Genomic DNA, 11513 nt, shown 5'->3' on the forward strand with positions numbered 1-11513 from the left:
GTAAGGAGCTATCGTAAAGATAGCTCCTTAATTTATTTTTGAAAACTCCAAAGGGAGTTTTTTTCATAATTATTAATTGACAATTGTTAATTGATTAAGCTGTTGGTAGTTCATCTAAGGTTTTAAATTCATAGCCTTGATTTTTTAATTCCTTAATTATATTTTTAAGTATCTTAGTATTTGTTGAGGATACTGAGTGTAACAAGATAATTGCCCCAGGATGTACTCCATTTAATATTTTTTCGGTTGCATAGCTTTCGGAAGGTTGATCATCTCTTAACCAGTCTTTATATGCAAAACTCCAAAATATAGTCTTATAACCTAAGTTTTTGGTTTCGTTTAAAGAGTATTTAGAATACTTACCCATTGGTGGTCTAAAATATTTAGGCATATCTTTGCCAGTTAAATTTTTAAATTCTTCTTCAACTTCAGTAAATTCTAGCTTGAATTTATCATTATCTCTAATACTTGCCATAGAAGGATGATGGGATGAATGATTACATACTAGATGTCCTTCATCAACCATTCTTTTAACAATTTCACCTTCTTGCTTAATATAGGGTTTTACAACGAAAAATGCTGCTTTAATATCTTCTTCTTTTAAAGTATCTAATATAATATTAGTATTTCCATTTTCGTAACCTTGATCAAAGGTTAAATATACTACCTTTGAGTTAGTGTCTCCAACATAAAACCCATCACAATCTTTAAGAAAGGAAACAGACTCTTTAGGAGCTTCTGGTGTTTTTCCTTGCTCTCTTTTTACAAAGTACCAATTTAACTCTAAGTGATCATTAGTTAATGCAAAGGGAACGGAAGCAAATAAATTTAAGATAACTAAAGATAAAGAAAGTATTTTTTTAAAACTTTTCATTACTCCACCTCCTTAAGTTATTTTTGTCTATTTTATTTCTTTTACACTGGAAATTAAAAGCGTAATAGTTATAAATTCACGGTAAGCCTTAAAATGTTGAAATAATTCAATAAGTAGAGTATAATTTTAAAGATGTGATTAAGATTAGAAAGGAATGTACATAGATGAATTTAGGAATAGTTGGTTTACCTAATGTAGGTAAGAGTACTTTATTTAATGCAATTACAAAGGCTGGAGCTGAATCAGCAAACTATCCTTTTTGTACAATTGAACCAAATGTTGGAGTTGTAAGTGTACCAGATAAGAGATTAGATGTTTTAGAAAAAATGTATAATACAAAAAAGAAAGTTTATACAGCTGTAGAATTTTATGATATAGCAGGTCTTGTAAAGGGAGCTTCAAAAGGTGAAGGACTTGGAAATAAGTTCTTATCTCATATAAGAGAAGTTTCAGCTATAGTTCACGTAGTAAGATGTTTTGATGATGGGAATGTAGTTCACGTAGAAGGTTCTGTAGATCCTATTAGAGATATAGAAACTATTAATTTAGAACTAATTTTTGCTGACTTAGAAGTTCTTGAAAGAAGAATGGAAAGAGGAGTTAAGCAAGTTAGATCTGGAGATAAGAAAGCCAAAGAAGAATATGCTGTAATGGAAAAAGTTAAAGCTCACTTAGAAAAAAATCTTCCAATAAGAACTCTAGAAGTAACTGAAGAAGAAGCAGAATTAATTAATGGATTATTCTTAATAACTTCAAAACCAGTACTTTATGCTTGCAATATATCAGAAGATGATATGATGGAAGGAAACACTAATAATCAATATGTTCAAAAAGTTAGAGCTCATGCTGAAGGAGAAAATTCTGAAGTAGTTGTAGTATGTGCTAAACTTGAAGAAGAATTATCTGGTTTAGATGAAGAAGAAAAAATAGAAATGTTAAGTGAATATGGATTAGAGGAATCTGGATTAGATAAATTAATAAGATCTAGTTATAAATTACTAGGTTTAATAAGTTATTTAACTGCAGGAGTTCAAGAAGTAAGAGCTTGGACTATTAAAGAGGGAACTAAAGCACCACAAGCTGCTGGGAAAATTCACTCTGATATTGAAAGAGGATTTATTAGAGCTGAGATAGTTTCTTATGATGATTTATTACAATGTGGTTCTGAAGCTGCTGCTAAGGAAAAGGGTCTTTATAGATTAGAAGGTAAAGAGTATGTAATGAAAGATGGAGATGTAGTTAACTTTAGATTCAATGTTTAAAATTAACTTTTAGATTTAACTATAATATCTAAAGCTGCCTTAGGGTAGCTTTTTTATTTTGCAAAAGTTTAGAAATTATCTAAAAAATTGCTTCTATAATTCAACTTTTTTAAAAAATGGCAAATTTAATACAAATATATCTTGAAGTATTATGAGAAAAATACTAAAATGATATTATAAAGTGGTTGAAAGTGGTTAAAAGTGGAGGGAAATTCTTAAAGGTAGGGATAAGGATGTTTATTGGAGAGTATCAACATGCACTAGATGCTAAAAATAGAATGATAGTACCTGCTAAACTTAGAGAGGGATTGGGAAGTAAATTCGTTATCACTAAGGGTTTAGATGGATGTCTCTATACCTATCCTATGGAAGAATGGAAGGCTTTAGAATTGAAGTTGAAATCATTACCACTTACTAACAAAGATGCCAGAGCGTTTGTAAGATTCTTTTTTTCTGGTGCTTGTGAAGTTGAAGTAGACAAGCAAGGAAGAGGATTGATTCCTCAAAACTTAAAGGAATATGCATGTATAGAAAAGGAAATAGTAAGTATAGGTGTACTCACTAGGGTTGAAATTTGGAGTAAGGAAAAATGGCAAGAATATAATGAAGCAGATATTGATTTTGACTCTATAGCAGAAAAAATGAGTGATTTAGGAATATAAGGAGAATTATTATGGAATTTAAACATGTGTCAGTTTTATTAAATGAGTGTATAGAGGGATTAAATATAAAAGAGAATGGTATATATGTAGATGGCACTTTAGGTGGAGGAGGACATTCTCTAGAAATACTAAAGAATTTATCTAGTGAAGGATTATTAATTGGAATAGACCAAGATACAGATGCTTTAAAAGCAGCTGGTGTAAGGTTACAAGATTTCAGTAATGTAAAATATGTTCATAGTAATTTTTATAATATAGATAAAGTTTTAAATGATTTAGAAATAGAAAAGATAGATGGAATGCTAATGGATCTTGGAGTTTCATCCTATCAGTTAGATACTGGTGATAGAGGCTTTAGCTATATGCAAGATGCAGAACTAGATATGAGAATGAACAGGGAAAATGATTTATCTGCTTATGAAGTAGTAAATGATTACTCAGAAGAAGAAATTTATAGAATAATAAGAGATTATGGTGAAGAGAAGTTTGCAAAGAGAATAGCTAGATTTATAGTCGAAAGAAGAGAGGAAGAGCCAATTAGAACTACCTTGGAACTTGTTGAAATTATAAAAGCGGCTATACCAGCAAGGGCTAGAAGAGAAGGGCCTCATCCAGCTAAAAGAACATTTCAAGCTATAAGAATAGAAGTTAATAGTGAATTATCTATTTTAAACAAAGCCATTGAAGATGGAGTAAATAGGTTAAATAAAGGTGGTAGGATGGCTATTATTACCTTCCACTCTTTAGAAGATAGAATAGTAAAACTTAAATTTAAGGAACTAGCAACTTCTTGTACATGTCCAAAGGAATTTCCAATTTGTGTTTGCGGGGGAAAAGCAAAGGTAAAGGTAATCTCTAGGAAGGCAATTGAACCTTCAGAAGAAGAAGTATTAGAAAACCCAAGAAGTAGAAGTGCAAAATTAAGAGTTATTGAGAAGCTCTAGAAGAAATTATGTGAAAATAATACGGGGGAAGTAATAAAATGGTTAATAAGGAATATGATTATATTAGAGGAAATGCAGCTTTAAATCCTAAAAGAAAATATGACGAAATTGATAGAAAAATTCAAAAAGAAAATCAAGAAAGAGAAAGAAGAGAAAGACTTAGAAGAGAAAAGGCGGCAAAAAAGCAAGTAGTCAAAAATATCTTAAATGTAGCTTCAGTTGCACTAGTATTAGGAGTATTAACCATTGCTAGAAATGGAAAGGTTTATGGTCTTCAAAATGATTTGTCTAAAGTAAGAAAAGAAATAAGCATAGCAACTGAAGAGGGAAATGCTTTGAAAGCTTCAATATTAGGTAAAGCTTCTATTGATGAAGTTAGAAATGCAGCTAGTGAGTCTGGGATGAAGTTACCTGGTAAAGATGATACAATTACTGTAGATATTACAACTGACTATTTTGCAAATATTAGAGAATAACATATAAAAAAAATAATACACTTGCCGGATAAAGAGTATAATTATACTTTACATGTTAGTAATTAAATACATGGAGGCATTGAAGTGAATAAAAAAAGTTATAGGGATAAAGCGCTAATGAAAAAGAGAATGTCATTAGCGCTTACCGCATTATTATGTATATTTGCTCTTTTAATGGTTCGGCTGTCTTACATAATGATAGTTAAACGTGAAGAGTATTCAGCTAAGGCTGAAGAGCAATGGACAAGTGAAGTTAAGATAGACGCGAGAAGAGGAAGGATATTAGATAGAAATGGTGTGGAGCTTGCAATTTCTGCAAATGTTTATAGAATAGATTTTGACTTGAATTCTATAAGAGCACACTTGAGAAAAGAAAATACTACTAATGAAGAGATAGCAAAGAAGGTATCCGAAGCATTAGATATGGATGAAAAGAAGGTATTAGATAAACTCAATACTAAGCTTCCAAGTGGCGCTGATGCTGGTGCAGCTACATTAGTACGAAGAATAGAAAAAGAGCCTGCTGATAAGGTTAAGAATTTAAACATACCTGGAGTAATAGTATCTCCAGATACAAAAAGATACTATCCAAATGGAAACTTTTTAGCTCATGTTTTAGGAAGTACCAATATAGATGGCCAAGGATTAACTGGAGTTGAACTTCAATATAATGAGTTTTTATCAGGAACACCAGGGCTTAGAATATCTGAACTTAGTAAGTATAATGATGAACTTCCATATACAATCTCTAAGTTTACACCTCCTGTTGATGGAAAAGATGTAGTATTAACTATAGATGCTAATTTGCAGGCTTTTGCAGAGAAAGTAGCTGAGCAAGGGTACAAGGACAATTTAGCTAAACAAGTTTCTATAATTATAATGAATCCTAATAATGGTGAAATATTAGCTATGGTTAATAAACCGGATTTTGATCCTAATTATCCTTATGATGGAGCAGATAATTATGAAGGAGCTAATTTAGCAGAAAAGGTTCAAAAGATGTGGAGAAATCACTTAGTTAATGACACTTTTGAGCCAGGATCAATATTTAAGGTTGTTACTATGATTGGGAATCTAGAAGAAAACTTGGTTAATGAATCAGATACTTTTAATTGTGGCGGTAGCTTAAAGGTAGGACCACATACAATTAAGTGCTGGAAGACTTCAGGTCATGGAACTTTAACATTACCTGAGATACTTCAAAATTCATGTAACGTTGGATTTATGGAAATAGGAAAGAAAATAGGAAAAGAAGGGTTAAATGAATATATTAAAAAACTAGGGTTTGGAAAGGTGAGTGGGGTAGATTTACCTGGAGAAGCAAAAGGCATAATAAAGAAAACTGAAGATATAAATGAAGCAGACCTTGCAACTATTTCTTTTGGTCAAACTAATACAGTTAATGCTGTTCAATATATGACAGCTTATAATAGTATTATTAATGGTGGGAAATTAATTCAACCTCATATTATGAAAGAAATCACAGCTAAAGATTCAGATGGTAATTCTGTAGCTCTAGAATCTTTTGAACCAAAGATAACAGATGTATTAAGCGAAGAAAAAACTGAAATTCTTAGAGATTACTTAGAAAGAACAGTTTCTTATGGGGGATCAAGTAAAGCTTATGTAGAAGGATATCATGTTGGTGCCAAAACAGGAACGGCTCAAAAAGTTAATCCAAAAGGGGGAGGCTATGAGTCTGGTAAGTATATTTCATCTTTAGCTGGATTTGCACCAGTAGATAATCCTAAAGTTACGATGTTTATATCTATTGATGAACCAGGGACAGGAACTTACTATGCAGGACAAATAGTTGCGCCATTAGCCAATATATTATTTACTGATATATTTAACTATATGAGTGAAGATATGCCTAAAGACGATATAGATAGTATAGTAAAAGAGGTAGTTATACCTGAAATAAGAGGATTAGAAGTAAATGAAGGTAAGAAAATATTAAAAGAATATAATATAGAGTATAATATTAATGGAAATGGGTCTATAATAACAGATGTAAAACCATATCCGGGGTATACAGTTAAAGAAAATTCTAAGATTAATATAGACATTGGAGACTCAGAGTCTTATAATAAAAATGTTGTTATGCCTGATTTAGGAGGTTATTCTTTAGAATCTGCATTAAAGCTTTTAGACAGTTTAGGAATAACTTATACTTATGAAGGTGAAGGTGCTGTAGTTAAGCAAAGTATACCTAAAGGTGAAGTCATAACAAAGGGGACAAATGTAAAATTAGTATTACATGAGGAATATGGAGATTAAGATAGAATATCCCTTAACATTAGCATGTGGGACACTCACATGCTAAATTTATATTCAAAAGACAGGGAGTTCATTTAAATAATTAAGGAGATGATTAAATGAAGTTAGTAGATTTATTACAAGGGGTAAATTATGAACTTAAAAATGGAAGCGTTGATAGGGAAATAAATCATATTCAATATGATAGTAGGAAAATTAAAGAAGGAGATATCTTTGTTTGTCTTACAGGTTTTGAAGTTGACGGACATAATTATGCAAATAGTGCTATAAAAAATGGAGCGAAGGTTATTCTATGCGAAAAAGAAATAACTGTAGAAGATAAAGATGTAACTGTATTATTAGTTAAGGAAGGTAGAAAGGCATTAGCTACAATGTCAGCTAACTATTATGATCATCCAACTAAAAAGTTAAAGCTAATTGGAGTTACGGGGACAAATGGTAAGACAACTACTGTTTATTTATTAAAATCAATACTTGAAAAAGAAGGAAAGAAAGTTGGACTTGTAGGAACAATAGCAAACTATATTGGAGATAAGAAGATTAAATCTGAAAGGACTACACCAGAATCTTTAGAACTTCAAAAGCTATTTAAAGATATGGTAGATGAAGGTTGTGAATATTGTGTAATGGAAGTATCATCACACTCGCTACAACTTGATAGAGTGTATGGTTGTGAGTTTGAAGTAGGTATATTTACTAACTTAACTAGAGATCATCTAGATTTCCATAAAACTTTTGAAAATTACTACAATGCTAAGTTTAAGCTTTTTGAAAGAAGTAAAGCTAGTGTTATAAATGTAGATGATGATTATGGTTACAGAGTATTAAAGGATATAGAAAAGTTAGAGAATAAAATGGTAAGAACTTATTCTATTAGAGAAGAGAGTGATTTTAAAGCAAGAAACATAGCTTTAAAAGAAGGAGATATACATTTTGATATAAACGGAGAAAGCTATAACTCAGTTTTACCTGGTGAATACAATGTTTACAATGCATTAGGAGTAATTGCAGCTGTTAACATATTAGGTATTAGCGTAGGTGCTATTAAAAAAGGATTATTAGATGTTGTAGTACCAGGAAGATGTGAGAGAGTTGGATATAAGTATGATATTAATTATGATATTATAATAGACTTTGCACATACACCAGATGGATTAAAAAATATACTAGAAACTTTAAAAGGCTATACTAAGAATAGATTAATAGCAGTTTATGGTTGCGGTGGAGATAGAGATAAGGTAAAGAGAGCTGAGCTTGGACGCATTGGAACAGAAATTGCAGATTTAGCAGTAATAACTTCTGATAATCCAAGAGACGAAGATCCTATGTATATAATCAAGGAAATAATTGCAGGAATAACAAAGTCAAATTATTTAGCTATTGAAAATAGAACAGAAGCTATAAAGCTTGCATTAAATATGGCTGAAGAAGGAGACGTAGTTGTTTTGGCAGGTAAAGGACATGAAAACTATCAAATAACTAATGAAGGTGTAATACACTTTGATGAAAGAGAAGTTGTTGATGAAATTTTAGCAGATAAAAGAAAAAAATAGAGGTGTATAAAGTGGAATTATCTTTTAAAGAAATAGTTGAAGCAATTAATGGTAAGGTTGTTGTTAGAGGACGAGAGGAATTTAACAATGTTTGTATAGATACTAGAAAAATTCAAAAAGATAATATTTATATTGCTATTAAGGGAGAAAGATTTGATGGTAATAAGTTTGTAATAGATGCCTTTAAAAAGGGTGCATCTATTGCAATAGTAAGTGAAGTATTATTTGATATTGAAAATGGAGATGAAGTTGAAACTGTTATTTTAGTTGATGATACAGAAAAAGCATTATTAGATTTAGCTAGCTTTTATAGAAAGAAACTAGGCTTAAAAGTTGTCGGAGTAACTGGATCTTGTGGTAAGACTTCTACTAAGGATTTAATTGCAGCTTTTTTAAGTGAAAAGTATAAGGTTTTTAAGACTAAAGGTAATTTTAATAATCAAATAGGTTTACCACTTATGATATTAGAATTAGATAGTACTTATGATGTTGCTGTATTAGAAATGGGAATGAGTGACCTAGGTGAAATAGATGTACTTGCTAAATGTGCAAGACCAGATATAGCTGTAATTACTAATATAGGATTATCTCATATAGAAAACTTAAAAACTCAAGATAATATTTTAAAGGCTAAATCTGAAATATTTAATTACTTTGATGATAGTAATTCTTTAATAATTAATGGTGAAGATAAAAACTTATTAAAAATAAAAGATAAATGTTTTGAAATTTTAAGAATTGGCTATAATCATGAATATGATGTTTATGCTTTTAATATTATACTAATGGAAGACAATACTACCTTTTCTATACAAGATAATAATCAAGAGATAATATTTAACATACCTATGGCAGGAAAACATAATATTTTAAATTCTATGCTTGCAATAGCAGTAGCTAAGAAGTTAAATTTATCATTTGAAGAAATGAAGCTCGGGATTAAAAATTTAGAAGCTACTTCTATGAGGCTAGAAGTTATAAAAAAAGATAAGATAACAATAATAAATGATTGTTATAATGCAAGCCCTGATTCAATGAAATCTTCTATGGATGTACTTAATGCTTATAAAAAAGGAAGAAAGGTTGCTATACTTGGAACTATGAACGAACTTGGTGATGAAGCTGTAAATGCACATACTGAGGTAGGGAGTTATGCTAAAGATAAGGTTGATTTATTAATAGCAATAGGAAGTTATATGGAATGTTTTGCAAAAGGGTATTCTTTAGATAGCATACTTACATTTGAAGATAAAAAAGATTTCATAGATAATTTAAAAACTATAATTAAAGAAAATGATATAATTTTAGTTAAAGCTTCAAGAGGAATGAAGTTTGAAGAAATAGTAAATTCGTTAGAAGAGGCAGATGTATAACAAAGGAGGTGAACTGCCAATTTAGGCAGTAACAATGGGGGAGAAATTAGTAGATATATTAACATCAAAAATAGCAATTGGACTTGTTGTATCTTTTATAATTTCAATTATATTAGGACCAATTATAATTCCAATGCTACAAAGACTTAAATTCGGGCAAAATATAAGAAAAGAAGGGCCTCAAAGCCATCTAAAAAAGGCTGGAACGCCAACTATTGGAGGGGTGATATTTATTATTTCAACATTAATAGTAATGGTGGTAATGAGATATAATCCAACAGATGAAGCGATGATTGCGCTTTACTCCTTACTTGCTTTTGGATTTATTGGATTTTTAGATGATTTCTTAAAAATTGTCAAAAAACAAAATGAAGGTTTAAAAGCTTGGCAAAAGATGCTATTATTAATTATTTTTTCTACTGCAATTGCAGTTTATGGAAGTGTAAATTTAGGCACAGGTTTAATGATACCTTTTATAGGAACTAAAATTCCACTTGGAATACTTTATATACCTTTTGTTATAGTTTATTATGCAGGTGCGACCAATGCAGTAAACTTAACAGATGGATTGGATGGTCTAGCATCTACTGTTAGTATTTTAGTATTAACTTTCTTTGGAGTAGTTTCATTTACAATGGGACATGAGTCTTTATCAGTATTTTCTTTTATTTTAGCAGGGGGATTACTTGGATTCTTAAAATTCAATGCGTATCCAGCTAAAGTGTTTATGGGAGATACTGGGTCATTAGCAATAGGTGGAGCAATTGCTACTATTGCTTTAATATTAGAGTTACCAATTATATTATTTATAGTCGGTGGAATCTATGTGTTTGAAACTATATCTGTTATTTTACAAGTTTCATCTTATAAGTTAAGAGGTAAGAGATTATTTAAAATGGCACCAATTCACCATCATTTTGAGCAAGAAGGATGGAGCGAAACTAAAATAGTAACTGTATTTTCTATAATTACTGTTTTATTATGCTTTATAGGATTTATAGCCCTTTAATCGTTGATTGGAGGAGTTTTTATGAGGACAGCAAAGCCAAGGATTAAGGCTAATGAATTTGACTATGGTATATTCTATGCTGTTATACTTTTACTAGCTATTGGAGTAATAATGATTTACTCAGCTAGTTCTTACTATGCTATGTTTAAGGAAGGTGATAGCATGGTATATTTAAAAAAACAGTTAATTTGGGCTGTTACTGGAATAATAGGAATGGGTTTAATTTCTAGATTTGATTATCATAAACTTAGAAAAATCACGCCACATTTACTTATTGTAACTATACCATTATTAATTGCAGTATTCTTTTTCCCAGCAGTTAACGGTGCTAAAAGATGGATTCAACTTGGCCCATTATCTTTTCAACCATCTGAATTAACTAAATATGTTGTTGTAATGTTTTTAGCAATGAGTTTAGACATTAAGGGAGATGGTGTTAAAAAGTTTTGGACTGGAATTGTTCCATACTTAGGTGTTTCAGGTTTTTTTGCAGCTATGATATTAGCAGAAAAAAACTTAAGTATTGCAGCTATTATAATGATAGTTACTTTTATTATGTTATTTGTTGCAGGGGGAAGAATACAAGATCTTTTTGGAAAAGTTGCACCTATACTGTTAGTAGCAGTAATGTTCTTTATATTTGGTGAAGATTATAGAAGAGCAAGGATGTTAAACTTTTTAAATCCATGGCAAGATCCAGCTGGAGATGGATATCAATTAATTCAATCTTTTTATGCCTTAGGAGCAGGTGGAGTAACAGGGCTTGGATTAGGTCAATCTAGGCAAAAAACTCTATATATGCCTGAACCTCATAATGATTTTATTTTTTCAATTATAGGCGAGGAACTTGGATTAATAGGATGTTTAATTATAGTTAGTATATTTGTATTCTTTATTTGGAGGGGGATAAAAGTTGCATTAAAGGCTAAAGATACTTATGGAACTCTTTTAGCAATTGGAATAACTTCAATAATAGCAGTTCAAGCCATTATTAATATAGCGGTTGTTACTGGATCTATGCCAGTAACAGGGGTACCAATGCCATTTATAAGTTATGGAGGAACTGCACTTGTATTTAAC

Annotated in this window: 10 protein-coding genes; 9 read left to right on the forward strand and 1 reads right to left on the reverse strand. The window is 30.6% G+C overall.

Annotation, left to right across the window (positions count from 1 at the left end):
* Positions 1 to 94 precede the first annotated feature (94 nt).
* Positions 95 to 874, reverse strand: coding sequence for a delta-lactam-biosynthetic de-N-acetylase (gene pdaA / locus E6248_RS07820; RefSeq protein WP_316340261.1), 780 nt, complete (start codon positions 872 to 874; stop codon positions 95 to 97).
* Positions 875 to 1038: 164 nt separating this feature from the next.
* Between pdaA and ychF the strand changes: the two genes are divergently transcribed.
* From ychF to ftsW, 9 genes are all read left to right on the forward strand, one after another.
* Complete coding sequence (gene ychF, locus E6248_RS07825) at positions 1039 to 2136, forward strand: redox-regulated ATPase YchF (protein ID WP_316340262.1); 1098 nt, start codon at positions 1039 to 1041, stop codon at positions 2134 to 2136.
* Between the two features lie 233 nt (positions 2137 to 2369).
* Positions 2370 to 2798, forward strand: coding sequence for a division/cell wall cluster transcriptional repressor MraZ (gene mraZ / locus E6248_RS07830; protein WP_316340270.1), 429 nt, complete (start codon positions 2370 to 2372; stop codon positions 2796 to 2798).
* Positions 2799 to 2809: 11 nt separating this feature from the next.
* Positions 2810 to 3742, forward strand: a complete 933-nt coding sequence (gene rsmH, locus E6248_RS07835) for a 16S rRNA (cytosine(1402)-N(4))-methyltransferase RsmH (RefSeq protein WP_316340263.1) — start codon at positions 2810 to 2812, stop codon at positions 3740 to 3742.
* A 38-nt stretch (positions 3743 to 3780) separates the two neighbouring features.
* Positions 3781 to 4218: a cell division protein FtsL gene (locus E6248_RS07840; protein ID WP_316340264.1), complete on the forward strand. Its 438-nt coding sequence runs from the start codon at positions 3781 to 3783 to the stop codon at positions 4216 to 4218.
* A gap of 84 nt (positions 4219 to 4302) precedes the next feature.
* Entirely contained in the window at positions 4303 to 6498 is a 2196-nt protein-coding gene (locus tag E6248_RS07845) for a stage V sporulation protein D (protein WP_316340265.1), read from the forward strand.
* Positions 6499 to 6596: 98 nt separating this feature from the next.
* Complete coding sequence (locus E6248_RS07850; RefSeq protein WP_316340266.1) at positions 6597 to 8051, forward strand: UDP-N-acetylmuramoyl-L-alanyl-D-glutamate--2,6-diaminopimelate ligase; 1455 nt, start codon at positions 6597 to 6599, stop codon at positions 8049 to 8051.
* Between the two features lie 11 nt (positions 8052 to 8062).
* Positions 8063 to 9424, forward strand: coding sequence for a UDP-N-acetylmuramoyl-tripeptide--D-alanyl-D-alanine ligase (gene murF, locus E6248_RS07855; protein ID WP_316340267.1), 1362 nt, complete (start codon positions 8063 to 8065; stop codon positions 9422 to 9424).
* A gap of 34 nt (positions 9425 to 9458) precedes the next feature.
* The gene (mraY, locus tag E6248_RS07860) at positions 9459 to 10433 is read left to right on the forward strand and encodes a phospho-N-acetylmuramoyl-pentapeptide-transferase (protein WP_316340268.1); all 975 of its coding nucleotides are present in this window, start codon (positions 9459 to 9461) and stop codon (positions 10431 to 10433) included.
* A gap of 21 nt (positions 10434 to 10454) precedes the next feature.
* Positions 10455 to 11513 (forward strand): putative lipid II flippase FtsW (gene ftsW / locus E6248_RS07865; RefSeq protein ID WP_316340269.1); only part of this gene is annotated, 1059 nt, incomplete at its 3' end.

This window comes from Clostridium sp. (genome assembly GCF_032552055.1).
GTDB lineage: Bacteria > Bacillota > Clostridia > Clostridiales > Clostridiaceae > Clostridium.

Coding starts and splice junctions, on each gene's coding strand:
- E6248_RS07850 (WP_316340266.1), top strand. CDS start 6,597: ATGAAGTTAGTAGATTTATTACAAGGGGTAAATTATGAACTTAAAAAT.
- mraZ (WP_316340270.1), top strand. CDS start 2,370: ATGTTTATTGGAGAGTATCAACATGCACTAGATGCTAAAAATAGAATG.
- mraY (WP_316340268.1), top strand. CDS start 9,459: ATGGGGGAGAAATTAGTAGATATATTAACATCAAAAATAGCAATTGGA.
- E6248_RS07840 (WP_316340264.1), top strand. CDS start 3,781: ATGGTTAATAAGGAATATGATTATATTAGAGGAAATGCAGCTTTAAAT.
- rsmH (WP_316340263.1), top strand. CDS start 2,810: ATGGAATTTAAACATGTGTCAGTTTTATTAAATGAGTGTATAGAGGGA.
- pdaA (WP_316340261.1), bottom strand. CDS start 874: ATGAAAAGTTTTAAAAAAATACTTTCTTTATCTTTAGTTATCTTAAAT.
- ychF (WP_316340262.1), top strand. CDS start 1,039: ATGAATTTAGGAATAGTTGGTTTACCTAATGTAGGTAAGAGTACTTTA.